This is a genomic window from Zoogloea sp. GW822-FHT05C07, assembly GCF_058800215.1.
In genome coordinates this window covers 2,885,844-2,911,199 of the sequence record NZ_CM179510.1, presented here as the reverse complement: position 1 = coordinate 2,911,199, position 25,356 = coordinate 2,885,844, and the positions used below count along the sequence as shown (strand labels likewise).

Here is a 25,356-nt window from a genome sequence, read left to right as displayed (position 1 = left end):
ATGAGAATAAACATCATTTACAATTTTCACAGATTTACCGATATTTACCCTGCTTAACACCCGGGCTTTCAGCCAGCCAGAGCCGTCAGACGACGCGACCAGCCAGCCACGCCGGATCACATCCCAGGTCTCCAAGGAACCGACATGGCACTGCAACGACGCCCGCTGGCGCTGGCAATCTCCCTCCTGTGCAGCTCCGGCGCATGGGCCCAGCAATCTACCGAAGCCGATGGCGGGCCGACCTTGTCCGCGGTCAAGGTCAGCGGCGGTCGCGAACTGCCGCCGACCTACAACCCGCCCACCGCCACCAGCGCCACCAAGATCGACGCGCCACTGCGCGACATCCCGCAGACCGTCAATGTGGTGCCCCAGAGCCTGCTGCGCGACCAGGCCGTCCATTCGCTGCAGGACGTGCTGAAGTCGGTGCCCGGCGTCGGCCTGTCCACCGGCGACGGCCAGCGCGACCAGGTGACGATCCGCGGCTTCTCGGCGATCGCCGACCAGTTCATCGACGGCCTGCGCGACGATGCGATGTACTTCCGCGACCTGTCCAACATCGAGCAGGTGGAAGTTGTCAAAGGCCCAGCGTCAGTGCTGTACGGCCGCGGCTCGTCGGGCGGCCTGATCAACCGCATCACCAAGAAGCCCGGCATGGACCGCAGCGAGGTCAGCCTGCAGGTCGGCAGCTGGAACCAGCGCCGCGGCGAGGTGGACCTGGCCCGCAAGTTCGACGACAGCGGCGTGGCCTTCCGCGTCACCGGCGCCATCGAGCGCGGCGACAGCTACCGCGACATGCAATTCCTTGAACGCGAAGCTTTCGCACCGTCCCTGTCCTTCCAGCTCGGCAGCCAGACCAGGCTGCTGATCCAAGCCGAATACCTGTCCGACCGCCGCCTGACCGACTTCGGCGTTCCGGCCTACCAGGGCCGGCCGGTGAATGTGCCGGCCAGCACCTACTACGGCGCCGCCAACGCCCGCGACGCGGACTACACGCAGACCCGCGTATCAGCCATCGGCTTCACGCTGGACCACCGCTTCGACGAGGCCTGGTCGGTACGCAACGCCTTCCGTTATTACGACTACACGCTGGACCGCAACAACACCCTGGTCGGCTCGGTCAATGAAAAGGCCCTGACCGCCTCCCTCAACCGCAGCAACGTGCGACGCCAGGAAGACGGCTACTTCAACCAGACCGAGCTGGTTCAGAAGACCACACTGGCCGGCATGCCCCACCAACTGCTGTACGGCGTCGAGGTCAGCCAGCAGACCAAGGACCAGCTGTTCCGCACCCAGAACAACATCGCCACCGTGTCGCTGTTCAACCCGGTGCTGCCGGTGCTGCCCTTCAACGTGACTGCTGCGCCGTCCACCAACAACGTCGGCATCATGTCGGTGAGCAGCGCCTACATCCAGGACCTGGCCACCCTGTCCCAGCACTGGAAGGCCCTCGCCGGCCTGCGCTACGACCGCTTCCAGCAGGCAACCCGCGAACGCCGGGCCGGCCAGTCCAACCTGGAACGCACCGACAGCGCGCTGAGCCCGCGCGCCGGCCTGGTCTATCAGCCGACCGAAGACCGTTCCTACTACGCGTCCTGGAGCAAGTCCTTCCAGCCGTCCGGCGAGAGCCTTCCGCTGGCCGCCAACAACGCCAGCATCGCCCCGGAGGAAACCACCAACAACGAGATCGGCGCCAAGTTCGACTTCTTCGATGGCCTGGCCTCAGCCAGCGCGTCGGCTTTCCGCCTCGAGCGCACCAACATCAAGTCCACCGATCCGGCCACCAACGCCCTCGTGCCCCTCGGCGTACAGCGCACCAACGGTATCGAACTGAGCTTCTCCGGCGATCTGCCCCACGGCTGGCAGCTGTGGTCCGGCTACGCCTGGCTGGATGCACGCATGGTGTCGTCGATCGCCATGGACGCCGGCCAGGCGGTGCAGGGCAAGCGCCCGACGCTGACGCCGGAACACAGCGCCAACCTGTGGCTGACCAAGGCCCTCGGCGGCGGCTTCGGTGCCGGCGCCGGCCTGAACTACGTCGGCGACCGCTTCGCCAACCCGGGCAACACCGTCACGCTGCCGTCATACACCACTGTCGACGCGATGGCCTATTACCGCGTCAAGGGCCTCGACCTGCAGCTGAACCTGACCAACCTGTTCGACCGCAAGTACATCGTCGCCGGCCACGGCAGCAATGCCAACCTGAACCTGCCGGGCGCCCCGCGCGCCGCACAGCTGACCGCCCGCTACGCCTTCTGAGGACTGCCCGATGCCTTCCAGCGACACCGCCATCCTCGACGGCAAGCCTTCTGCCGCCCCGCAGCACGCCGCCGGCGCCCGCCCGCGGCGGCGCAGCCGACGCGCGGTGTTCCTCGGCTGGCTGCGCAAGATCCATCTCTACGTGGGGTTGTGGGGTGCCGCGCTGGGGCTGCTGTTCGGCGCCACCGGCATCCTGCTCAACCACCGGACAGTGCTCAAGATCCCGGTGGAGAAGACCGTACAGACGACGGTCCAGCTGCAGCTGCCGCGGGCATTCGGCAGCCCCGACGAGCTTGCCGGCTGGCTGCGTGATGAGCTGGGTTTCAGCACGGGACAAGTCACCCAGGTGAAGACCCAGCCGGCCCGCACGGTGGTCTGGGCCGACCGGGACGTGGCCCAGCCGGAGCGCTGGACCATCGGCCTGCAGACGCCGACCCGCGGGGTCAGCGCCGAGTATTTCGTCGGCAACCGTTTCGTCAAACTGGACCAGTCGGACGCCACGCCGATCGGCACCCTCACGCGGCTGCACATGGCGGTCGGCGCCAGCGCCTTCTGGGTGCTGCTGTCCGACACCATCGCCGGCAGCCTGATCCTGCTGTCGATCACCGGCCTGCTGCTGTGGACGCAGTTCCACCCGCTGCGCACCACCGCCGTGTTCACCAGCCTCGGCGCGCTTTCCGCCGCCGGCTGGTTCATGTGGACGCTGTAGGACTCACTCCTCCAGCAGCAGCTTCTTGAGGCTTTCCGGCACGTTGGTCAGCACCAGCGTGTTGCTGGCCTTGTCGTACTGCACGGCGCCCGACCGCAGGCCGCTGCGCTCGAACTCCAGCTTCCAGTCCTCAGCGCTGGCCCGGAAGCGGATCAGGGGCTTCAAGGCACGCTTGTCCGGCACGAAGCCGCTGGCCAGATCGAGGGCTTCGTCCTGCAGCGTCTCGCTGAGCTTCTGCGGTGCGTCGGGGAAGATCTGGCTCGCCACCGACTGCAGGTCGAGGGCCGCGCCGCTCTCGCCCATCTCCTCCAGCACCAGGTGGGCGCGTTCGAGCAGTTCGTCGCGCTCGCGGGTTTCCAGTTGCTGGGTGTCGGCGAAATGGCTCAGGGTCTCGACCAGCTTCTTGGTCTCCTTGAGGGCGATCACCACGTCGGTACAGCCGAGGAAGCGCTTGAACCAGCCGGCCAGGTCGCCACGCCCCTTCAGGAAGGCGATGTAGCGCTCGGCGCCGTTCTGCCAGGCCGTGATGTCGATACGCCCGGCCACCTGCAGCGCGCCGAAATCCAGGTGCGGGCTGTCGTGGATGCTGAGGCCGTCGCCGATCACCGTGCCGAGGGTCTCCTGCAGCAGGGCGACGTACAGGCAGTCGGCCCCGAAAATGGTGGCGCGGGCGATCAGCACGTAGCCGCCGTCATCCACCTTGTCCTCGTCGAGGCGCTGCTGCAGGTGGGTCACCATCTCGCGGGACAGGGTCGCGAAGTCCATGCTGCCGTCCACCGCGTGCTCGCGCACCAGGCGTGGCATCGGAAAAGCCCGCTCGTCCTTCTCGAACCAGCCATAGCCCTTGCCCGGCCGCTCGGCGAAGTGCCGGCACAAACGCTCCATCAGGCGCGCGGCGGGCTCGTCGACGGGATTGGAGGCCGGCCGCAGCTCGACCGTGGACGCACCCTCGGCGGCACGGATCAGGCGGTGGATGACGAGGTCGGCGATCGCCTGGGTCGATTCGGACATGGACAACTCCGGAAATGGACGGGGGCGCGATTCTCTCACGCCGGGCAAGGGATGACGGACCCCGTGGACGCGAATTCACCCGCCCTGCAGCGGACCATGGGGGAATGAACGCATCCCCGCGCGGGACATCCCTCATCCCTCAGAGGACATCCCCGGCGGGGCTTCCGTCAGAAACGCATCTTGCGGCGGTTGCCCGGCAGCTGGCGCAACTGCTCCCGGCGCTGCTGGCCGGCGGACTGCGGCTTGGCCGGTGCCGTGTTCTGCTGCGCCGCCAGCTCCGGCGGGATGTTGGCACCCACGCCGCGCGGGCAGAAGCCGGTGGTGGCGCAGGTGCAATTGACGCAGGGTTTCTTGCCGGGTGCGGTGTTCATGACGATTTTTCCTGCTTAGCCAAACAGCACCAGCCCCCACACGGCGACGACATTCACCAGCGCTACGAAGACCGCCGCGCTCCCGATGTCCTTGGCGCGCTTGGCCAGGTGGTGATGTTCGAGGGAGATGCGATCCACGGTGGCTTCGAGGCCGGAATTGATCAGCTCGACGATGATCACCAGCAGCACGCTGGCGATCATCAGCGCCTTGCCGATACCGCTGGCGGGCAGGAACAGCGCCAGCGGGATCAGCACGATCGCCAGCCAGACCTCCTGGCGGAAGGCGTCCTCGTTGCGGTAGGCGGCACCGAGCCCGGCCATCGAGTAGTGGAAGGCGTTCCACACGCGGGTCAGGCCGGTCTTGCCTTTGAAGGGGCTTTCTTCCATGGCGGGCAAAATGTCCAAGCCTAGCGGCTGCCGGTGACAGACAGGTTATCGAGGCCGGCGATGAAAGCGCGGACCTCGGCGGCGAAGGCTTCCGGCTCCTCGAAAGGCGCCATGTGGCCGGCGTCCAGCTCCCGGTACGTGGCCAGCGGCAGGCGCTCGGCCATGCGGCGCACCACCTGCGGCGTGGATACGGTGTCGTGGGTGCCGGCCAGCACCAGTGCCGGCATGGCCAGCGTGCGCAAGGCTACCCGCTGGTCGAAGCGCACCAGCGCATGCATCGCAGCCCGGTAGCTGTCGGGTGGAATCCGCGCCATCAGGTCCACGGCGTCATGCACGACCTCGGCTTCGCTGCCGGGGCCGACCATCGTCGGGATCAGTTCGATGGCCAGTTCGCGCATGCTGGCCCCATCGTCCAGCGGCCCCAGGCGACGGTCGAGGAAGGCGTTCTGCAGCGCACCCGACGCAGCGCCGAAGGCCGGCGTGCAGCAAGCCAGCACCAGGCCGGCGACCCGCTCCGGAAACCGCACCGCCGTCTGCAGCGCGATCATGCCACCCATGCTGTGGCCGACCAGCACCACGCTGTCGAGGCCAGCCTCGTCGAGCAGATCCACCACGGCGCCAGCAAAGCTGTCGAAGCTGACGGGCTCCACCGCCGGGCTGGCGCCATAGCCGGGCATGTCCCAGGCCAGACCGCGCCAACCCGCTGGCGTCATCTGCGGCAGGATGTCGAACGCGCCGGCGGCACCACCGCTGACCCCATGCAGGAACACCAGCCCACGAGAGCCGCTACCGGTCTCGATCCAGTGCGGTGCATCCATGTTTCAGGCCAGACGGCGGTAGGCGCCGCCCTGGAAAACCAGCGGCGTCTTGTCGAGCTGGCGGTCGAAGCGCACCACTTCGCCGATGAACACCACATGGTCGCCGCCTTCATGGCGGGAGAACTGGCGGCATTCGAACCAGGCCACGCAGCCCGGCAACAACGGCACGCCGTCCAGGCCCTCGGTGAAGGGCAGGCCGGCGAACTTGTCGTCGCTGCGGCTGGCGAAACGCTGGGAGATGTCCTGCTGATCCTCGGCAAGGATGTTGATCGCGTACACTGCGGCGTTTTCGAAGATCGGCACGCTCGGCAGGTGTTTGGACAGGCTCCACACGACCAGCGGCGGCGTCAGGGACACCGAATTGAAGGAGCTGACGGTGAGGCCGATCGGCTCGCCACTCGGCGCGCGGGCGGTAATCACCGTCACGCCGGTGGGAAACATGCCCAGCGTGTCGCGAAAGGCGCGTACCGCCGGATCATTCTTGGGAGAGGTCATATGAAATCGGGTAGTCCGCGCGCCATCACGGCGGGCAGCAATCCAGTTGGGGGGGTTGAAATTATCGCCGCCCGGCGGGCCAGCGTCGAGAGCTTACGAAATTGAGTACGTTTGCGGAAACCCTGATCGCCTGGCAGCGCCAGCACGGCCGCCATGACCTGCCCTGGCAGACCGACGATGCCTACCGGGTGTGGCTGTCGGAGATCATGCTGCAGCAGACCCAGGTGGAAACCGTCATCCCCTACTACGCGCGCTTCCTCGAGCGCTTTCCGGATCTGCCCAGCCTCGCCGCGGCGCCGGTGGAGGACGTGCTGACCCTGTGGAGCGGCCTCGGCTACTACGCCCGCGCGCGCAACCTGCACAAGTGCGCCCAGGCCCTGATGGCCCGCCACGGTGGCGTGTTTCCGGCCGATCCGGCCCAGCTCGCAGAGCTGCCGGGCATCGGGCGCTCGACAGCGGCGGCGATCAGCGCCTTCGCCTACGGCACGCGGGCGGCGATCCTCGACGGCAACGTGAAGCGGGTGCTGACCCGCGTCTTCGGCATCGACGGCTTCCCCGGCACCAAGGCCGTGGAAAACCGCCTGTGGGACCTGGCGGAAAGCCTGCTGCCGGAACGGAACGTGGGCGTCTATACCCAGGCCCAGATGGACCTCGGCGCCACGATCTGCACCCGCGGCCGGCCGGCCTGCACCCGCTGTCCGCTGGCCGAACGCTGCGTGGCGCTGCGCGACGGCCGCGTCGCCGAACTGCCGACCCCGCGGCCGCGCAAGGAAAGCCCCCAGCGCAGCGGCCGCTTCGCCGCCATCCTCGCCAATGGCGCGGTGCTGCTGGAACGCCGCCCGCCGAGCGGCATCTGGGGCGGCCTGCTGAGCCTGCCGGAACTGCCGGAGGACGCCGACAGCGCCGAATGGGTGGCCCAGCACTACGGCCTGGACGTCCGCCAGCGCACGCCGCTGACGCCCTTCCGCCACGTGTTCACGCATTTCACGCTGACACTGCAACCCGAAGCACTGGAAGTCGCACCGCCCGCCCCCGCTATCGCCGAAGACGGCCGCCTGTGGCAGCCCCTCGACCGCCTCTCCGACGCCGCGCTGCCAGCACCAATCCGCAAGCTGCTCGAACAGCTGGTGCAGGACGACCTGTTCAGCAGGACCTGAGCCGGACCGGGAACGCTCGATCTGCAATGGGCGATTGAAGGCCGTGCCCTCCGGAACTCAATCGCTGCTGTCGATCAGCTGATGCTGCTGCAGGTAGACATGGATGATCTCCAGGCGGGAGATCGAATCGTTGAGTTCGAGCAGGCGCTGGCGGGCCTTCACCGGGATCGGCAGGATCTCGGCGAGGCGGTAGCCAACCCAGCTGGCGTCGTCGAAACGGTGCGGCGGCGGGAACATCTCGTCGCCGGCGTCGGCCACGATGGCGCGCAGCAAGGGCAGCAGGCTGCGCAGCTCGTCCGGCACCGGCTCCACCGGCGGTTCGATGATCACTTCCACGTGGGCCGTCTGCAGGCGATTGGAATGGATGTCCCGCGACGCGATGCGGAAACGCTCGCCGCCCCGGCAGGTGATGAACAACAGGCCGGGCTGGGACATGTCCCAATCGGTTATGCGCGCAACGGTGCCGGTCTCGAAGGGCACCGCCGGATTGCCGACCTCGCCGCCTTCCTGGATCAGGCACACACCGAAGGGCGTCCCGGTGCGCATGCTGCGCGCCGCCATGTCGAGGTAGCGGGCCTCGAACAGCTTGAGGGACAGCACGCCATCGGGGAACAGCACCGTATGCAGCGGGAAGAGCGGGATTTCGACGGTCTCATGCATGATGTCACTCCTGTAATCCGGCACAGCCTCCCCGTCGGCGCAAGTGGATGCGCCCCTACTCGTCGCTTTCTCCCCAGCGGGGCATCAACGCGTGGGGCACGGCCAGCTGGTCGAGCACCCGGGCGACGACGAAATCCACCACCTCCCCGACCGTCTGCGGCCGGTGATAGAAGCCCGGATTGGCCGGCAGGATCACCACCCCCATGCGGGCCAGGCGCAGCATGTTCTCCAGGTGCAGCGGCGAAAACGGCGTCTCCCGCGGCACCAGGATCAGCTTGCGCCCTTCCTTGATCGCCACGTCGGCAGCCCGCTCGATGAGGTTGCCGGCCAGGCCGGCGGCAATCGACGCCAGCGAACCCATCGAGCACGGGCACACGACCATCGCGTCTGGCGGGTTGGAACCCGAGGCCGGCGGCGCGAACCATTCCTCGCGGCCGAACACCCGCAACTGCCCGGCTGCCGCACCGAAGCGCTCGCCCAACAGGGCCTCCACCTCAATCGGCCGGGACGGCAGGGCAAGATCCATCTCCTGCTTCGCGACGATCTGCGCCACCTGGGAATACAGCAGCCACACCCGGCAGCCGGCGGCCAGCAGGCACTCCACCAGGCGCAACCCGTAGGGCATGCCGGACGCCCCGGTGAGGGCGACGGCGATGGTCTTGGGCAATTGCACGGACGGGGTCAAGGCGGGATTCCTGGCTGATAGCGGTTAATACGACAGACGGCAAGACGCGGCCAAGGTTCCGGCCAGCGCGGCGGGGGCGATGAATCCGCCACTACTGGCCATGTTTGTGCACTGCGCCGATCCCCTCGTGGGCAAGGCCATGGGGCTCAGCCGCATAGTGGCCGCGGAGCAGGCGGTCATGCACGTGGATGTCGTGGTGAACCAGCTGCCTCACAAGCGAGCCGACCACCATCGCCACCGCACTGGCTGCCAGACCGGCCAGCTGGGCCGGCACGAAGGGGTCCTCGCCACCGGCCAGGAGCACCGCCAGCCACACGCCGATGCCGCAGAAGATGGACGCCAGCGCCCCCTGGTTGGTCGCCCGCCGCCAGTACAGCCCGCACAGCAGCGGCACGAAGGCCGACACCAGGGTTATCTGGTAGGCGTTTTCGACCATCTTGAAGATGCTGGCCTTGGAGTACATCGCGTAGATGGTCACCAGCACGGTGAAGCTGAAGGTCACCACGCGCATCCAGAACAACAGCTTGCGATCGGTGAGATGCGGCAGCGCCGGCTTGAGGATGTTCTCGGTGAAGGTCACCGACGGCGCCAGCAGCGTGGCCGACGCGCAGCTCTTGATCGCCGACAGCAGCGCGCCGAAGAACATGACCTGGGCCACCAGCGGCGCCTTGCTCAGCACCAGCTCGGGCAGGATCATCTGGGAATCGGAAGAGATCAGGCGCGCCACCATGTCGGGCGAGATCAGCGTCGCCGAGTAGGCCAGGAACATCGGCACGAAGGCGAACACGAAATACAGGCTGCCGCCGAGCACCGACCCCCACACCGCGATCTTCTCGGACTTGGCCGACTGCACGCGCTGGAACACGTCCTGCTGCGGGATGGAGCCGAACATCATGGTCACCGCGGCAGCGAAGAAGGCGATCATCTCCTTCGGCTCGGCGGGCGGCAGGAAGGCGAACTTGCCTTCGCCCAGGGCGTGATTGACGACCGCCCCAACGCCGCCGGCCATGCTGCTGACCTCGCCGCCGATCCACAGCATGCCGATGACGATGATGATCATCTGCAGGAAATCGGTGACCGCCACCGCCCACATGCCGCCGAACAGCGTGTAGATGAGGATCGTGCCGGAGCCGATCCACATGCCGGCTAGCCGGCTCACCTCCCCGCCCGACACCACGTTGAAGACCAGCCCGAGGGCGGTGATCTGGGCGCCCACCCAGCCGAGGTAGGAGATCACGATGGCCAGCGTGGTCAGCACCTCCGCGGTACGCCCGTAGCGCCGCTTGTAGAAGTCGCCGATGGTCAGCAGGTTCATGCGGTACAGCGGCGCCGCGAAGAACAGGCCGACCAGGATCAGGCACAGGGATGAGCCGAAGGGATCGGCGACCACGCCATGCAGGCCTTCGTTGAGGAAGGTCGCCGGAATGCCGAGCACCGTTTCCGAGCCGAACCAAGTGGCGAACACCGTGGCGGTGACCATGTAGAAGGGCAGATGACGGCCGGCGACGGCGAAGTCCCTGGTGTTGTGAACCCGCGTGGCGGCGATGAGGCCGATGGCCACCGAGATCAGCCAGTAGGCGATGACGAACCAGAACAGCATCGGAAAAAATGGAAAAAGCGTTGGCGAATCCGCGGATTATAGGGACGAGCGGGGTTCGCGGGGGCGCCACGAAGGAGTAGCTTTTCCGTCTTATGCCAAACGCTCGGCGAAGCGTTCCGCCGGTTCCGCCTTGCCGAAGTGCCAGCCCTGCAACGAATCGCAACCCAGATCGAGCAGTGTGTCAGCCATCGCCGCGCTCTCGACGCCTTCCGCCACCAGCCCGAGGCCCAGGTTGTGGCCGAGCCCGACGATGGCGGCGACGATCGCCCGATCCTCCGGCCCGGCGTTGATCGCCCGCACGAAGGACTGATCGATCTTCAGCTTGTCGAGGGGGAAGCGCCGCAGGTAGGCGAGGCTCGAGTAGCCGGTGCCAAAATCGTCGATGGCGATCGACAGGCCCAGCGCCTTCAGCTCGGCGAGCTGGTGGGCGGCCTGCTCCACGTCGGCCATCACCATGCTCTCGGTGACCTCGAGGGTCAGCAGGTCGGGCGGCACGTCGTGGCGCTCAAGCGCCGCCGCCACGGTGGCGACGAAATCGGCGCGGCGGAACTGCAGCGGCGAAATGTTGGCCGCCACCGGCACCATGCGGCGCCCCTCCGCCCGCCAGGCCGCCAGCTGGCGGCACAGGGTGTCGAGCACCCACGCGCCGATGGGCAGGATCAGCCCGCTCTCCTCGGCCAGCGGAATGAAGCGGGCCGGCGGGACATTGCCGAGTTCCGGGTGGGTCCACCGCAGCAGCGCCTCGGCGGCAATCAGCCGGCCGTCGGCCGCCACCACCGGCTGGTAGTTCAGCGCCAGCTCGCCCCGCTCCAGCGCGCGGCGAAGCGCGTGCTCGATGGACAGCCGCTCGCTGGTCGCGGTGGCCATGCTCTCGGTGAAGAACTGCACACCGTTGCGCCCCTCTTCCTTGGCCTTGTACATCGCCATGTCGGCCCGGTCGAGCAGGATCTCCGCGTCCTCGCCGTGATCCGGATAGACTGCCACGCCGACGCTGGTGGACAGGCTGAACTCACAGCCGGCCAGGCGGAAAGGCTCGTCCAGGGCCGCCAGCAGACGCTCCCCCGACGCCTGGAGATCCGCCGGACCGCCCTGCTCGGGCACCACCACGACGAATTCGTCGCCGCCGTGGCGCAGCACGCTCTCCCCGTCACGCAGCACCGACGTCAGGCGCTGGGCGACCTCCACCAGCAGCTGGTCGCCGACGTGATGACCGAGGGTGTCGTTGATGTTCTTGAAGCGGTCGAGGTCCAGGAAGCACAGTCCGATCCGCCGCCCATTCCGCCTGGCGTCCTCGACGGCCCGCGCCATGGTCGGCTGCAGCGCGGCCCGCGACGGCAGGCCGGTGAGGAAATCGTGGTTGGCCAGGAAGCGGATGCGTGCCTCGTCGGCCTTGCGCCGGCTGATGTCGGAGAACACCCCGACGTAGTGGAAGGCCGGACCGTCCGGGGCCCGCACGACGCTGATCGACATGTCGGCGGGGAAGCTCTCGCCGCTGGCCCGGCGTATCCACACCTCGCCCTGCCACAGACCGTCCTGCAGTGCCTCGGCGCGGATACGGCTGGCGAAGCCGCGCGGATGCACCTGCGGATCGAACAGCACCAGCGGCCGCCCGCGCACATCCAGCCCGGCAATGCCGGTGAGCGCGGTGAAGGCGCGGTTGGTCATCACCACCCGCCGTTCGGGATCGATGATGACGATGCCTTCCGAATTGTTCTCGAAGACCTTCGCCGCCAGCCGCAGCGTCTCGTCGCGCCGGTAATTGCGCAGCGCAAAGCCGATGTCGGTGCTCATCTCATCGAGCAGGGCCACCGTCTGCGCATCGAAAAAATGCTTCTCGGCTTTGCGCAGCACCAGCACCCCATCCGGCCCGCCGCTGTCACGGATCGGGAACAGGGCGAAGGAGCCGGCCGCCTTGTCCCGCCCCGGGCAGCCGGGGCACACCCCCGCCATGCCGGGCAGGGCCGGATCATTGACGATCAGCGCCTCGGCCGGAACCTGATGCGTGGGCAGACAGCCCAGATCCGTGCCTCCGTCACGGCAGTTGCCGTGCATGGCCACGGGCTTGAGGACGCCGCCCTCGGTCTCAGGGAAGCCGATCCAGGCCAGGTCCAGCTCACCGAACTCCACCGCGATGCGGCATACCTGGGGCAACAGCACTTCCGCATCGCGGGCATGCACGATAGCCTTGTTGGTCGCCGACAGGGCGTGGTGCAGGCGCTGCAGGCGCTCGATGTCGCGGTTGCGGGCGCGCAGCGCGGACAGGGTTTCGTCGAGGGTCTCGGCCAGCTCCCCGAGCTCGTCCCGACGCACCACCGGCACGCGGACTTCGGCGTCCGCGCCGCCGGGCGCCCGGCGGCGCCCGAGGACCGCGCGGATGGCCTCGGCCGGACGCAGCACGTAGCGGGACAGCAGCAGATAGACCAGGCCGGCCACCAGGCTCAGCACCGCCCCCAATCCGACGGACAGGTGTAGCGCCGTTTCCTCGGCGGCCTGCCACAGGCTGTCCGCATCGAGGCGCAGGAACAGCACACCGTCGGCCAGGCGACCACTGCCGCCCCCGGCGCCGGGCAGCAGCACCGGCTCCAGTACATCCAGGCTGCGACGCCGGGAGTCCAGCACTCGCGCGCCGCGACGGGACGCCTGCACACTGCCGAGACTGGCCGCCAGCGCCCGGTCGGGCAGCGCCGACAGCCCCTGATCGTTCCAGTCGGGGTCACTGGCAGCGATGACGCGGCCCGGCTCACCCGCCGCCAGCACCAGGCGCTGCACGTCCGGTGCAGCCCCCAGCGCGGACACGAGGCGGCGCAGGTCGGCGGAATCCTGGGCAGTCTCAGCCGCCGCATGGACCGCCGACACGACTGCCTCGGCGCGCTGCTCGACGAGGGTCTGGAAGCGCTCCACGATGCCGGAGTACAGCACGCTGACCAGCAAGCCCATTCCCGTCGCCCACAGGGCCAGCAGGGGCCCGAGCAGACGCCAGCGCAGGGACAGGAAACGGCCGCCGCTCATCGGCGCATGTCCTTCGACATGCACGTCATACGGGGCGACCGCTCTCGGCGATGGGCTCGCGGGCGATCAACAACAGGAGGAAGTGACGACGCGACACGGGCATGGACGGGCTCATAAGCCAAATCAATAATCTTCTCCGCCGACAAGTATGCACCGGTGTTCAAAAAATGCCCATGTCCCGAAACCGCCCGACACACTCGCCGAGCGGCACCTCCAATCCCGGTCGCGACCCGGCGCCCCGTTGACCGCGGTCAAGGCCCGCCCGGCAGGGCACGCCTATAGTCCGCCGGCGTCATTTTTCGCCGCCCGGAACCCATGACTCCCCCGCATCCGATCGAACTGGTCTGCCCCGCCGGCAGCCTGCCCGCCCTCAAGACCGCCATCGACAACGGCGCCGACTGCGTCTATCTCGGCTTCAAGGACGCCACCAACGCCCGCAACTTCACCGGCCTCAACTTCGACGACAAATCGATGGCCGACGGCGTGCGCTACGCCCACGAGCGCGGCCGCAAGGTGCTGCTGGCCCTCAACACCTACCCGCAGACCGACAACTGGTCCAGTTGGACCCGCGCCATCGACCGCGCCGCCGACTGCGGCATCGACGCGCTGATCCTCGCCGACCCCGGCCTGATGGCCTACGCGCGCAAGACCCACCCGCAGCTGCGCCTGCACCTGTCGGTGCAGGGCTCGGCCACCAGCTACGACGCCATCAATTTCTACTACGAACGTTTCGGTATTTCGCGGGCCGTGCTGCCGCGCGTGCTGTCCCTCGCCCAGGTCGAACACGTGATCGCCAACACCCCGGTCGAGATCGAGGTGTTCGGCTTCGGCGGGCTGTGCGTGATGGTCGAGGGGCGCTGCGCGCTGTCGGCCTACGCCACCGGCGAATCCCCCAACTGCAACGGCGCCTGCTCGCCGGGCAAGCACGTGCGCTGGGAGCAGACCCCGAAGGGCATGGAAACCCGCCTCAACGGCATCCTCATCGACCGCTTCGCCGACGGCGAGCGGGCCGGCTACCCGACCCTGTGCAAGGGCCGCTTCGACGTGAACGGCGAGACCTACTACGCCATCGAGGAGCCCACCAGCCTCAACACGCTGGAACTGCTGCCCGAGCTGGCCCGCGTCGGCGTGCGCGCGATCAAGATCGAGGGCCGCCAGCGCAGCCCCGCCTACGTAACTCAAGTCACCAAGGTATGGCGCGCCGCCATCGACCGGCTGCAGGCCAACACCGCGCCCTTCCGCGTCGAGGCTTCGTGGATGGCCGAACTCAACAAGGTGTCCGAAGGCCAGAGCCACACCCTCGGCGCCTACTACCGCCCCTGGAAGTAAACCGATGAAACTCGCCCTCGGTCCCCTGCTCTACTACTGGCCCCGCCAGGCCACGCTGGCCTTCTACGCCGACATGGCCGACGTGCCGGTGGATATCGTCTATCTCGGCGAGACGGTGTGCTCCCGCCGCCACGAACTGCGCCTCAGCGACTGGCTCGAAGTGGCCGACATCCTCGCCGCCGCCGGCAAGGAAGTCGTGCTGTCCAGCCAGGTGCTGGTCGAATCCGAATCCGATCTCAAGACCCTGCGCCGTATCGTCTCCAACGGCCGCTTCCGCGTCGAAGCCAACGACATGGGCGCGGTGCGCCTGCTCACCGACAGCGACGCGCCGGTCACGGACTGGATCGCCGGCCCGACGCTGAACATCTTCAACCCGGCCACCCTCGGCATGTTCGCCGAGCTCGGTGCCACCCGCTGGGTCGCCCCGCCGGAGATGTCGCGCCAGCAGATCGCCGAACTGCGCGGCGGCCTCGGCCGGCCGATGGAAGTGGAAGTGTTCGCCCACGGCCGCCTGCCGCTGGCCTTCTCGGCGCGCTGCTTCACCGCCCGCCACTACAACCTTCAGAAGGACACCTGCGAGTTCCGCTGCCTACAGTTCGCCGACGGCATTCCGCTGAAGACCCGCGAAGGCGAACCCTTCCTGACCCTCAACGGCATCCAGACCCAGTCCGCCCACGTACACACCCTGCTCGGCGACCTGCCCGCCGTGCAGGCTGACGGCCTCGACATCCTGCGCATCAGCCCCCAGGGCGAGCACACCGCCGAAGTCATCGACCTGTTCCGCCAGGCCCTGGCCGGCACGCTTCCGCCCGCCGAGGCCTTGCGCAACGCCCGCCCGCTGCTGCCGGAAGCGCCGTGCAACGGCTTCTGGCACGGCCGGCCCGGCGTCGAACAACTCGTCACCGCCTGATCTTCCGGAGCGCCCGACCATGAAACTGCCCGCCTTCACCCTGCCCAAGCCGATTGCCAGCGTCGGCGCTCGCCTGCCCCAGCTGCCGCCGACGCTGGCGCTGGTCGGCGGCCTCAACCTGACCCTCGACCGCATCCTGCCGCGCGACACCCTGGAACCGCTGACCGGCAAGCGCCTGCTGCTCAAGGTCACCGATGCCGGCCTGGCGCTGCGCTTCACCTTCACAGCGCGGGGCTTTCGCCCGCTGTTCGACTCGCGCCAGCCGGACCTGACCATATCCGCCACCACCCGCGACTACCTGGCCCTCGCGCTGCGCGAGGAAGACCCGGACACCCTGTTCTTCAGCCGCCGCCTGCTGATGGAAGGCGAAACCGACCTCGGCCTGCTGGTCAAGAACACGCTCGACGCGGTGGACTGGGATGCGCTGCTGGCGCGCCTCGCCGCCTTCCGCCCCGGCTTCGGCAAGCGCACGCCGGCCCAGCCGGCCTGAGGCTGCAGCGGGGGTGGCCCCCACCCCGGCCCCATCTCCCGGCCACGGCGTGGCGCGGGTCCGCCGCCCCAAACCCGTGTCCGCAGCTAGAATGAAGCCTGACGCGCTTCTCCAGCCAGCCCGATGCCTTCGCCACGCCACAGTTCTCCGCTCGCCGCCTACTTTGCTGCCGCCATCGGGATACTGATCGTCTACGCCTGCCTGCATCCCTTCACCGGCTGGCGGGATCCAGGCCTGCCGATCTTCGACTTCCTGTCCGCCCCGTGGCCGCGCTACTACAGCTGGGTGGACCTGGTGGTGAACGTCATCGGCATCGTGCCCTTCAGCTTTGCGCTGGTGCCGGCGCTGGGCCGCCTGCCCCGCACACTGGCGGTGCTGCTGGCGATCCTGCTCACCGCCAGCATGAGTCTGTCGGTGGAAACCCTGCAGAACTTCCTGCCCACCCGCGTCTCGTCCAACGTGGACGTGGGCTGCAACACCATCGGCGGCATCCTCGGCGCACTGGCCGGCGCGCGCTGGGGCGAGCGCCTGTTCGCCCCCGACAGCGGCCTCACGCGCTGGCGCCAGCGGCGCATCGTGCCTGGCCATGCGGGCGAGATCGGGCTGGTACTGATGGGCCTGTGGCTGCTCACGCTGCTGACCCCCGAGAGCCTGCTGTTCGCCACCGGCGACCTGCGCCGCCTGTTCGATCTGCCGACCCCGCTGCAATTCAACCCGACGCGCTTCGTCAAGGTTGAGGCCGCCATCGCCACCAGCCAGTTGCTCGCCGTCGGCCTCACCGCCAGCTGCGTGATGCGCCGCTTCAGCCCGTGGCCGCTGGCCGCGCTGGTGCTTCTCGGCCTCGGCGCCAAGACACTTGCCGCCGCAGCCTTCTTCTCCCCCGGCGAGCCCTTCCACTGGATGACCCCCGGCGGGCAGATCGGCCTCGCCGCCGGCGCGGCGCTGCTCGGCGTGTGCCTGCTGCTGCCCAAGCGCAGCCACGGCATGCTGGCCGGCATGGCGCTGCTGGTTGGCACCGCGCTGGTCAACCTGGCCCCCGAAAACCCCTTCCTGCCCAGCGACGTGGAACTGATCCGCCACGGCAACTTCCTCAATTTCCACGGTCTTACCCAGCTCACGGCCAGCCTGTGGCCCTTCGCGGCCTTTGCCTACCTGGGCCTGACGGGCCCCAGTGCGCCGGAGAACAAGGGCCGCCGACCCTGACCGCGGGCTTCACCCGACTCTCCCGCACACGGGGCGATTGGCCGATAATCGCGACCACATTCCAACAATCAGAACCGCTCCCCCGGAGACCCGCCCATGAGCTACTTCAAGCACCACGTCTTCTTCTGCTGCAACCAGCGCGGCCCCGGCGAAACCTGCTGCGCAGCCCAGGGCGCCGTCGAGCTGCAGACCTATGCCAAGGACCGTATCGCCGCGCTGGGCCTGAAGGGCAAGGGCAAGGTGCGCATCAACAAGGCCGGCTGCCTCGACCGCTGCGACGAAGGCCCGGTGCTGGTGGTGTACCCCGACAACGTCTGGTACACCTTCGTGGACAAATCCGACGTGGATGAAATCATCAGCGAGCACCTGCAACACGGCCGCATCGTCGAACGCCTGAAGATCTGATCATGCCCGCCACCGAAACCGCCCTCATCAACGGCCCCGACGGCGCGATCGAACTGATCATCGACACGCCGGACCAGGTCCGCGGCATCGCGCTGGTCTGCCACCCGCACCCGCTGTTCCACGGCGCCAACACCAACAAGGTCGCCCACACCCTGGCGCGGGTCTTCCGCGACATGGGCTACGCGGCGCTGCGCCCCAACTTCCGCGGCGTCGGCAAGAGCGTCGGCAGCCACGACAACGGCGGCGCCGAAACCGAGGACATGCTGTCCGTCATCGCGTGGGCGCAGAGCCGCTGGGGCGGCCTGCCGCTGGCCCTCGGCGGCTTCTCCTTCGGCGCCTACGTGCAGACTCGCGTCGTCGCCCGCCTGGCCGACAGCATCACGCCGCCCGGCCGCATCGTGCTGGTCGGCACCGCCGCCGGCGAAGTCACCGGCGCGCGCAGCTACACCACGCTGCCGGTACCCAAGGACAGCCTGATCATCCATGGCGAGCGCGACGAGACCGTCGCCCTCACCAACGTGATGGAATGGGCCGAACCGCAGGAGCTGCCGGTCGTCGTCGTCCCCGGCGCCGACCACTTCTTTCACGGCAAGCTGCACATCATCCGCAGCATCATCGAACGGGCGTGGCGCCCTCTCTGACAGCACAAAAACAATGAAACTCGTCGTCTCCCTCACCAGCCCCTACGCACGCAAGATCCGCATCGTGCTGGCCGAAAAGGCCCTGCCCTTCGAGCAGATCGTGGATATCCCGTGGGTTCCCGAAACCCGCGTGCCCGACTACAACCCCCTCGGCAAGGTGCCGGCGCTGGTCGCCGACGACGGCCAGGTGTGGTTCGACTCGCCGGTCATCGCCGAATATCTCGAAACTCTCGGCGGCCCCGAGCTGATCCCCGCCGAGCGCCTGGCCGCGCTGCCGGTGCGCCAGAGCGAGGCCCTCGCCGACGGCATCACCGACGCCGCCGTGGCGGCCTTCCTGGAAAGCCGCCGCCCGCTGCCGAAGCAGGATCACGCCAACATCCAGCGCCAGCTCGACAAGATCCGCCGCGGCCTGGCCGCGCTGGAAGAACGCCTCGAACAACGCCTGGGCCTTGGCGACGAAGCCCTCAGCATCGCCGACATCGCCGCCGGCTGCGCCCTCGGTTACCTGGACCTACGCCTCGCCGAGTTCAACTGGCGTTCCCGCCACACGGCGCTGGCCGCCTGGGCCGAGCCGCTCCTCGCCCGGCCGTCCTTCGTATCCACCACGCCGCCGCCGAACTGATGCCCCTCGAGATCAGCGGACTCGTCAAGCGCTTCGGCGAAGGCAGCGAAGCCCGTGAAGTGGTACGCGGGCTCAACCTCAGCCTGCGCCCGGGCGAATGCTTCGCGCTGCTCGGCCCCAACGGCGCCGGCAAGACCACCACGCTGCGCTGTGCGCTGGGCCTCACCGCGCCCAACGCCGGCGAGATCCGCCTGTGCGGGCTGCCGGTGCCAGAGCAGGCCCGCGAAGCCCGCATGCGGGTCGGCGTGGTGCCCCAGATCGACAGCCTCGACCCGGACTTCACCTGCGCCGAGAACCTGGTCGTCTTCGCCGGCTACTTCGGCATCCGCGAGAACGCGATCCGCCCACGCATCCCCGAGCTGCTCGCCTTCGCCGGCCTGGAGGGCAAGGACAACGCGCGCATCCAGTCCCTGTCCGGCGGCATGAAGCGGCGCCTCACGCTGGCCCGCGCGCTGGTCAACAAGCCCGAACTGCTGATCCTCGACGAACCCACCACCGGCCTCGACCCGCAGGCCCGCCACCTGATCTGGGAGCGCCTGCGCCGCCTCACCGCGGAAGGCACGACGATCCTGCTGACCACCCATTTCATGGATGAGGCCGAACGCCTCGCCCACCGGCTGGCCATCCTCGACACCGGGCGCATCCTCGCCCAGGGCAGCCCGCGGGAAGTCATCGCCGCCCACATCGAACCGCAAGTAGTGGAAGTGTTCGGCGAATGGACCGGCAACGGCCAGGCCGCCGGACCCGAATCCGGTGCCGCCGCGTGGGCCACCCGCTACGCCGCCGATTTCAGCAAGCGCTGCGAGATCAGCGGCGAAACCGCCTTCTGCTATACGGACGACGCAGCCCCGCTGCTGGCCCACCTGGCCCATCAGCCCGGCCTGCGCACCCTCCACCGCCCGGCCAACCTGGAGGACGTGTTCCTCAAGCTCACCGGCCGCGAACTGCGCGACTGAACGCCCATGGATAAACCGTCCGGCCGCCGCGGCCACTTTGCTCCGCCACGCCTGTCCCTGCGCTTCGCCGCGGTGTGGCGGCGCAACTTCCTGGTCTGGAAGAAGCTCGCCCTGCCGTCCATCGTCGGCAACCTGGCCGACCCGGTGATCTACATGCTGGGCCTCGGCTACGGCCTCGGCATGCTGGTGCCGCAGGTCGAGGGCGTGTCCTACATCGCCTTCCTGGCCGGCGGCACGCTGTGCTACTCGACGATGAACGCCGCCACCTTCGAAGCGCTGTACTCCGGCTTCTCGCGCATGCACGTGCAGAAGACCTGGGAAGCCATCATGAACGCCCCGATCGCCCTCGACGACATCGTCGCCGCCGAGCTGGTGTGGGCCGCCAGCAAGGCCACCCTGGCCGGCACGGCGATCCTCGCGGTGATCGCTGCCTTCGGCTTCACCGCCTCGCCGCTGGCGCTGGCGGCGATCCCGGTGGTATTCCTCACCGGCCTGTGCTTCGCCGCCCTCGGCCTGATCATGACCGCGCTGGCGCCGAGCTACGACTTCTTCATGTACTACTTCACTCTCTTCATCACGCCGATGACGCTGCTGTCCGGCGTGTTCTTCCCGCAGAGCCAGCTGCCCGCCGCGGTACGCAGCATTGCCGACGCGCTGCCCCTCAGCCACGCTGTCAGCCTCGCCCGGCCGCTGCTGCTCGGACAGGTGCCGCAGAACATCGCGCTGCACGCCGGCATGCTGGCCGCCGTCACCGTCGCCGCCTTCTGGCTGGCCCTGGCGCTGACGCGCCGCAGGCTACTGAAGTGAAAACCCTATGAGCACCACCGACGACACCCTGCTGGTCCTCACCAACCTGCCCGACGCGGCCGCGGCCAACACCCTCGCCGCGCTGCTGATCGAGCGCCGCCTGGCCGCCTGCGTGAACATCCTGGCCCCATGCACCTCGGTCTATCGCTGGCAGGGCGCCGTCGAAACGGCCAGCGAAGTGCCGCTGCTGATCAAGACCACCTGCGCCCGCTACGCCGAGCTGCAGGCCGCCGTGCAGGAAGCCCATCCCTACGAACTTCCCGAGCTGATCGCAGTCCCTGTCACTGACGGTCTGCCCGGCTACCTGGCCTGGGTCGCCGCCGAAACGCAGGCTGCCACCTGAACGCCTCTGGCGCCTTCAACAGCCCGGGCGCCATTTCTTGATCCATTCGCGGGGCGGCCCGGCCGTGCTGCCCCTACACTGCCGGCCATGATCCGAATCCGCACCTTCCTGCTGCCCCTGCTGCTCTTCACGCTGTCCCTGCTCGGCAACCTCGCCCGCGCCGCCGAAGAGCCGCTGCCGGTCGAACAGGCCTTCCGCGTCTCCGCCCGCGCGGTGGACGACCACACCGTCGAAGTGCGCTTCCAGATCGCCGACGGCTACTACCTGTACCGCCACCGCTTCAAGTTCCAGGCCGAAGGCGTGACCTTCGGCGAAGCAGCCATCCCGCCCGGCAAGCCGAAGAAGGACGATGCCTTCGGGCAGGTGGAGATCTACCGCCACGAACTGGTCGTCCCGGTGCCCATCGTCGCCGGCAAGCCGCCCTTCGAGCTGGAAGTCAGCAGCCAGGGCTGCGCCGACATGGGCATCTGCTACCCGCCGCAGAAGCAGAGCTTCACCATCGCCGCAGCCGGCGCCGACAGCGGGTCCGGCGGCTTCCTGGCCCGCGCGCTGGGCAAGGGCGACGCGCCCGCCGCCAGCGCAGCGCCTGCCTCTGCCGCCCCGGACGGCCACGACGAATCTGGCCGCATCGCCCGCCTGCTGTCCGGCGGCAGCACTGCCACCATCCTGCTCAGCTTCTTCGGCTTCGGCCTGCTGCTGGCGCTGACGCCTTGCGTGTTCCCGATGATCCCGATCCTGTCCGGCATCATCGTCGGCCATGGGCATGCGATCACCAAGAGCCGCGCCTTCGGCCTGTCCAGCCTGTACGTGCTCGGCATGGCCCTCACCTACGCGGCCGCTGGCGTCGCCGCCGGGCTGTCCGGCACGCTGCTGTCCGCCGCCCTGCAGAACCCCTGGGTGCTCGGCGCCTTCTCGCTGATCTTCATCGTGCTGGCCGGCTCCATGTTCGGCTTCTACGAACTGCAGCTCCCCATCGCGCTGCAGAGCCGCCTGTCCGACACCGTCAACCACCAGAGCGGCTCGCCCGGCGGCATCCTGCTGATGGGCGCCCTGTCGGCGCTGATCGTCGGCCCCTGCGTCGCCGCGCCGCTGGCCGGCGCGCTGCTCTACATCGCCAAGACCGGCAACGCCGCGCTCGGCGGCGCCGCGCTGTTCATCATGGCCTTGGGCATGGGGGCCCCGCTGCTGCTCGTCGGCGTGCTGGCTCGCAGCGCGCTGCCCAAGCCAGGCCCGTGGATGGAAGGGGTTAAGCGCGCCTTCGGCGTGATGCTGCTGGGCGTCGCCATCTGGCTGGTCACGCCGGTGCTGCCGAGCGTCGTACCGATGCTGGCCTGGGCCGGCCTGCTGGTGTTCTCGGCGATCTACCTGCACGCCCTCGACCCGTTGCCGCCCCACGCCAGCGGCTGGCAGCGTTTCTGGAAAGGCTTCGGCGTGCTCGCGCTGATCGCCGGCGCGGCGCTGTTCATCGGCGCGATGGCCGGCTCCCGCGATCCGCTGCAGCCCCTCGCCATCCTGCGCGCCCAGGCCGCCGGTGCCCCCGCCGCAGCCGAAACCAGGTTCCAGCGCGTCGCCTCGGTGGAGGAACTCGACCAGGTTCTCAAGACCGCCACCCGCCCGGTGATGCTCGACTTCTATGCGGACTGGTGCATCTCCTGCAAGGAGATGGAGCGCTTCACCTTCGCCGACCCGGCCGTCGCCAAGCGCCTGGCCGGCTTCCAGCTCGTGCAGGCCGACGTCACCGCCAACAACGACGCCGACAAGGCGCTGCTGAAGCGCTTCAATCTCTTTGGCCCGCCCGGCATCATCTTCTTCAAGCCCGGCGGCGAAGAACGCCAGGACCTGCGCGTGATCGGCTTCCAGGAAGCGGAAGTCTTCGCCAAGGTCCTCGACGCAGCCCACTAGGAGCGCGGCAAAATTCTCAAGAGAATCAGCGTCGATCCGCTATAATCGCCGACCTGAATCGAGGAGCGCTGCAAGACTGCCGGGTGCAAGGCCCGCCGTCCCAGGCTCGATGTCGGTGTCGCGAGGTCTTTCTCTCCGCCACCTGCAACCGCGCTCACCCGTCCATGCTTGTTTGCAAACCCGTGCCGGGCACGGGGAGACGCGGTGAGCCATCATCCCGAGCCACGCGTAGTCCCTTCCCGGCCACATGTTCGAGGAATTCTCATGAACGCTGTGGCTGAAAAGTTCACCGATTTCGTTATTGCCGACCTGTCCCTGGCCGACTGGGGCCGCAAGGAAATCCGCATCGCCGAAACCGAGATGCCCGGCCTGATGGCCATCCGCGACGAGTTCGCCGCGGCCCAGCCCCTGAAGGGCGCGCGCATCACCGGCTCCCTGCACATGACCATCCAGACCGCGGTGCTGATCGAGACGCTGACCGCTCTCGGCGCCGAAGTGCGCTGGGCCTCGTGCAACATCTTCTCGACCCAGGACCACGCCGCCGCCGCCATCGCCGCGCAGGCCATCCCGGTGTTCGCCGTCAAGGGCGAATCGCTGGCCGACTACTGGGACTACACCCACCGCATCTTCGAGTGGGCCGACGGCGGCTACTCCAACATGATCCTCGACGACGGCGGCGACGCGACCCTGCTGCTGCACCTGGGCGCCCGTGCCGAGAAGGATCTGTCCGTCATCGCCAAGCCCTCGTCCGAAGAAGAGACCATCCTCTTCGCCGCCATCAAGGCCAAGCTGGCCGTCGATCCGACCTGGTACTCCGTGCGCCTGGCCGCCATCAAGGGCGTCACCGAGGAAACCACCACCGGCGTGCATCGCCTGTACCAGATGCACCAGCGCGGCGAACTCAAGTTCCCGGCCATCAACGTCAATGACTCGGTCACCAAGTCCAAGTTCGACAACCTGTACGGCTGCCGCGAATCGCTGGTGGACGGCATCAAGCGCGCCACCGACGTGATGGTCGCCGGCAAGGTCGCCGTGGTCGCCGGTTACGGCGACGTGGGCAAGGGCTCCGCCCAGGCCCTGCGCGCCCTCTCCGCCCAGGTGTGGGTCACCGAGATCGACCCGATCTGCGCGCTGCAGGCCGCCATGGAAGGCTACCGCGTGGTCACCATGGAATACGCCGCCGACAAGGCCGACATCTTCGTCACCACCACCGGTAACTTCCACGTCATCACGCACGACCACATGGCCGCCATGAAGGACCAGGCCATCGTCTGCAACATCGGCCACTTCGACAACGAGATCGACGTCGCCTCCATCGAGAAGTACCAGTGGGAAGAGATCAAGCCCCAGGTCGACCACGTGATCTTCCCGGACGGCAAGCGCATCATCCTGCTCGCCAAGGGCCGCCTGGTTAACCTCGGCTGCGGCACCGGCCATCCGTCCTACGTGATGTCCAGCTCCTTCGCCAACCAGACCATCGCCCAGATCGAGCTGTACACCCGTACCGCCGACTACCCGGTGGGCGTGTACACGCTGCCCAAGCATCTGGACGAGAAGGTTGCCCGCCTGCAGCTCAAGAAGCTCAACGCCCAGCTCACCGAGCTGACCGACGAGCAGGCTGCCTACATCGGCGTGTCCAAGACCGGCCCGTACAAGGCCGAGCACTACCGCTACTAAGAGCTGGCCCCTGCCTGCCGGCGCCGCTGCGCCGGCAGGCCCGCGAGGAAATCCCGTGCCGAACAAGACTCCCTTCTCCATCGAATTCTTCCCGCCCCAGACCCTGGAAGGCGTCGAGAAGCTGCGCGCCACCCGTGCCCAGCTGGCCGTGCTGCAGCCCGAGTTCTTCTCGGTCACCTTCGGTGCCGGCGGCTCCACCCAGGCGCGCACCTTCGAGACGGTGTTCGAGATCCAGCGTGAAGGCCACCAGGCCGCGCCGCACCTGTCGTGCATCGGCTCCACCCGCAGCCACATCCGCGAGATCCTGCTGCGCTACAAGGCCGAAGGCATCCGCCGCATCGTCGCGCTGCGCGGCGACCTGCCCTCCGGCGTCGGTGATCCGGGCGAGCTGCGCTACGCCAACGAGCTGGTCGAATTCATCCGCGCCGAGACCGGCGACCACTTCCGCATCGAAGTCGCCGCCTACCCGGAATACCACCCCCAGGCGCGCACCCCGCAGGACGACCTGCAGGCCTTCAAGCGCAAGGTGGATGCCGGCGCCGACTCGGCGATCACCCAGTACTTCTACAACCTCGACGCTTACCTGCACTTCCGCACCGAGTGCGAGCGCCTCGGCGTCAGCGTGCCCATCGTGCCGGGCATCATGCCGATCGTCTCGTTCTCCAAGCTGGCGCGCTTTTCCGACGCCTGCGGCGCCGAGATCCCGCGCTGGATGCGCCGCAAGTTCGAAGCCTTCGGCGACGACTCGGAATCCATCAAGGCCTTCGGCCTCGACGTGGTCAGCGAGCTGTGCGCCAAGCTGATCGAAGCCGGCGCCCCCGGCCTGCACTTCTACAGCATGAACCAGGCCGCCCCCACCATCGCCCTGTGCGAACGGCTGGGCATCGGCCAGGTCAACAACAAGCAGGGCTGA

General features: G+C 68.2%; 25 protein-coding genes and 1 riboswitch. Of the genes, 16 read left to right on the top strand and 9 right to left on the bottom strand.

The window, feature by feature from the left end; translation table 11 throughout:
* Window positions 1–144 precede the first annotated feature (144 nt).
* On the top strand, window positions 145–2,256 hold the full coding sequence (locus AC3QL2_RS13655) for a TonB-dependent receptor (RefSeq protein WP_493230938.1): 2,112 nt from the start codon (window positions 145–147) through the stop codon (window positions 2,254–2,256).
* Window positions 2,257–2,266: 10 nt separating this feature from the next.
* Window positions 2,267–2,965, top strand: a complete 699-nt coding sequence (locus AC3QL2_RS13650; protein WP_493230937.1) for a PepSY-associated TM helix domain-containing protein — start codon at window positions 2,267–2,269, stop codon at window positions 2,963–2,965.
* Between the two features lie 3 nt (window positions 2,966–2,968).
* Here AC3QL2_RS13650 and AC3QL2_RS13645 read toward each other — a convergent pair whose 3' ends face one another.
* The 5 genes from AC3QL2_RS13645 to AC3QL2_RS13625 all read right to left on the bottom strand — a co-directional run bounded on the left by AC3QL2_RS13645 (window position 2,969) and on the right by AC3QL2_RS13625 (window position 6,047).
* Complete coding sequence (locus AC3QL2_RS13645; RefSeq protein ID WP_374484526.1) at window positions 2,969–3,976, bottom strand: nucleoid-associated protein; 1,008 nt, start codon at window positions 3,974–3,976, stop codon at window positions 2,969–2,971.
* Window positions 3,977–4,143: 167 nt separating this feature from the next.
* The gene (locus AC3QL2_RS13640) at window positions 4,144–4,347 is read right to left on the bottom strand and encodes a hypothetical protein (protein WP_493230936.1); all 204 of its coding nucleotides are present in this window, start codon (window positions 4,345–4,347) and stop codon (window positions 4,144–4,146) included.
* 15 nt (window positions 4,348–4,362) lie between these two features.
* Window positions 4,363–4,734, bottom strand: a complete 372-nt coding sequence (locus AC3QL2_RS13635; RefSeq protein ID WP_079434880.1) for a diacylglycerol kinase — start codon at window positions 4,732–4,734, stop codon at window positions 4,363–4,365.
* A 20-nt stretch (window positions 4,735–4,754) separates the two neighbouring features.
* Window positions 4,755–5,552, bottom strand: coding sequence for an alpha/beta fold hydrolase (locus tag AC3QL2_RS13630; protein ID WP_493230935.1), 798 nt, complete (start codon window positions 5,550–5,552; stop codon window positions 4,755–4,757).
* 3 nt (window positions 5,553–5,555) lie between these two features.
* Complete coding sequence (locus AC3QL2_RS13625) at window positions 5,556–6,047, bottom strand: flavin reductase family protein (protein ID WP_493230934.1); 492 nt, start codon at window positions 6,045–6,047, stop codon at window positions 5,556–5,558.
* Between the two features lie 101 nt (window positions 6,048–6,148).
* Between AC3QL2_RS13625 and mutY the strand changes: the two genes are divergently transcribed.
* A complete protein-coding gene (gene mutY / locus AC3QL2_RS13620; RefSeq protein WP_493230933.1) occupies window positions 6,149–7,204 on the top strand; it encodes an A/G-specific adenine glycosylase in 1,056 nt (351 codons plus the stop codon).
* A gap of 57 nt (window positions 7,205–7,261) precedes the next feature.
* Here mutY and AC3QL2_RS13615 read toward each other — a convergent pair whose 3' ends face one another.
* From AC3QL2_RS13615 to AC3QL2_RS13600, 4 genes are all read right to left on the bottom strand, one after another.
* The gene (locus AC3QL2_RS13615) at window positions 7,262–7,864 is read right to left on the bottom strand and encodes an LON peptidase substrate-binding domain-containing protein (RefSeq protein WP_493230932.1); all 603 of its coding nucleotides are present in this window, start codon (window positions 7,862–7,864) and stop codon (window positions 7,262–7,264) included.
* 55 nt (window positions 7,865–7,919) lie between these two features.
* A complete protein-coding gene (locus AC3QL2_RS13610; protein ID WP_493231606.1) occupies window positions 7,920–8,537 on the bottom strand; it encodes a flavin prenyltransferase UbiX in 618 nt (205 codons plus the stop codon).
* A 103-nt stretch (window positions 8,538–8,640) separates the two neighbouring features.
* Window positions 8,641–10,149, bottom strand: coding sequence for a high affinity choline transporter 1 (locus tag AC3QL2_RS13605; protein WP_493230931.1), 1,509 nt, complete (start codon window positions 10,147–10,149; stop codon window positions 8,641–8,643).
* A gap of 90 nt (window positions 10,150–10,239) precedes the next feature.
* On the bottom strand, window positions 10,240–13,158 hold the full coding sequence (locus AC3QL2_RS13600) for an EAL domain-containing protein (RefSeq protein WP_493230930.1): 2,919 nt from the start codon (window positions 13,156–13,158) through the stop codon (window positions 10,240–10,242).
* Window positions 13,159–13,473: 315 nt separating this feature from the next.
* On the opposite strand from AC3QL2_RS13600, the gene ubiU reads away from it, so the two are divergent.
* The 13 genes from ubiU to metF all read left to right on the top strand — a co-directional run bounded on the left by ubiU (window position 13,474) and on the right by metF (window position 25,356).
* On the top strand, window positions 13,474–14,487 hold the full coding sequence (ubiU, locus tag AC3QL2_RS13595; protein ID WP_493230929.1) for a ubiquinone anaerobic biosynthesis protein UbiU: 1,014 nt from the start codon (window positions 13,474–13,476) through the stop codon (window positions 14,485–14,487).
* A 4-nt stretch (window positions 14,488–14,491) separates the two neighbouring features.
* The gene (locus tag AC3QL2_RS13590) at window positions 14,492–15,397 is read left to right on the top strand and encodes a U32 family peptidase (RefSeq protein ID WP_493230928.1); all 906 of its coding nucleotides are present in this window, start codon (window positions 14,492–14,494) and stop codon (window positions 15,395–15,397) included.
* A 19-nt stretch (window positions 15,398–15,416) separates the two neighbouring features.
* Window positions 15,417–15,887: a ubiquinone anaerobic biosynthesis accessory factor UbiT gene (ubiT, locus tag AC3QL2_RS13585; RefSeq protein WP_493230927.1), complete on the top strand. Its 471-nt coding sequence runs from the start codon at window positions 15,417–15,419 to the stop codon at window positions 15,885–15,887.
* Between the two features lie 123 nt (window positions 15,888–16,010).
* The gene (locus tag AC3QL2_RS13580; RefSeq protein WP_493230926.1) at window positions 16,011–17,090 is read left to right on the top strand and encodes a VanZ family protein; all 1,080 of its coding nucleotides are present in this window, start codon (window positions 16,011–16,013) and stop codon (window positions 17,088–17,090) included.
* Between the two features lie 96 nt (window positions 17,091–17,186).
* Window positions 17,187–17,495 (top strand): (2Fe-2S) ferredoxin domain-containing protein, encoded by a 309-nt coding sequence (locus tag AC3QL2_RS13575; protein ID WP_481120831.1) that lies wholly within the window; start codon window positions 17,187–17,189, stop codon window positions 17,493–17,495.
* A 2-nt stretch (window positions 17,496–17,497) separates the two neighbouring features.
* Complete coding sequence (locus tag AC3QL2_RS13570) at window positions 17,498–18,136, top strand: alpha/beta hydrolase (protein WP_493230925.1); 639 nt, start codon at window positions 17,498–17,500, stop codon at window positions 18,134–18,136.
* A 13-nt stretch (window positions 18,137–18,149) separates the two neighbouring features.
* The gene (locus tag AC3QL2_RS13565) at window positions 18,150–18,758 is read left to right on the top strand and encodes a glutathione S-transferase (RefSeq protein ID WP_493230924.1); all 609 of its coding nucleotides are present in this window, start codon (window positions 18,150–18,152) and stop codon (window positions 18,756–18,758) included.
* Window positions 18,758–19,714 (top strand): ATP-binding cassette domain-containing protein, encoded by a 957-nt coding sequence (locus AC3QL2_RS13560; protein ID WP_493230923.1) that lies wholly within the window; start codon window positions 18,758–18,760, stop codon window positions 19,712–19,714. The genes AC3QL2_RS13565 and AC3QL2_RS13560 overlap by 1 nt, the downstream gene beginning before the upstream one ends.
* 6 nt (window positions 19,715–19,720) lie before the next feature.
* Complete coding sequence (locus tag AC3QL2_RS13555; RefSeq protein ID WP_493230922.1) at window positions 19,721–20,521, top strand: ABC transporter permease; 801 nt, start codon at window positions 19,721–19,723, stop codon at window positions 20,519–20,521.
* Window positions 20,522–20,528: 7 nt separating this feature from the next.
* Complete coding sequence (gene cutA, locus AC3QL2_RS13550) at window positions 20,529–20,864, top strand: divalent-cation tolerance protein CutA (RefSeq protein ID WP_493230921.1); 336 nt, start codon at window positions 20,529–20,531, stop codon at window positions 20,862–20,864.
* Window positions 20,865–20,951: 87 nt separating this feature from the next.
* The gene (gene dsbD / locus AC3QL2_RS13545) at window positions 20,952–22,766 is read left to right on the top strand and encodes a protein-disulfide reductase DsbD (protein ID WP_493230920.1); all 1,815 of its coding nucleotides are present in this window, start codon (window positions 20,952–20,954) and stop codon (window positions 22,764–22,766) included.
* Window positions 22,767–22,820: 54 nt separating this feature from the next.
* Window positions 22,821–22,929: riboswitch (S-adenosyl-L-homocysteine riboswitch) on the top strand.
* A gap of 101 nt (window positions 22,930–23,030) precedes the next feature.
* The gene (gene ahcY / locus AC3QL2_RS13540; RefSeq protein ID WP_493230919.1) at window positions 23,031–24,443 is read left to right on the top strand and encodes an adenosylhomocysteinase; all 1,413 of its coding nucleotides are present in this window, start codon (window positions 23,031–23,033) and stop codon (window positions 24,441–24,443) included.
* Window positions 24,444–24,498: 55 nt separating this feature from the next.
* The gene (gene metF / locus AC3QL2_RS13535; RefSeq protein ID WP_493230918.1) at window positions 24,499–25,356 is read left to right on the top strand and encodes a methylenetetrahydrofolate reductase [NAD(P)H]; all 858 of its coding nucleotides are present in this window, start codon (window positions 24,499–24,501) and stop codon (window positions 25,354–25,356) included.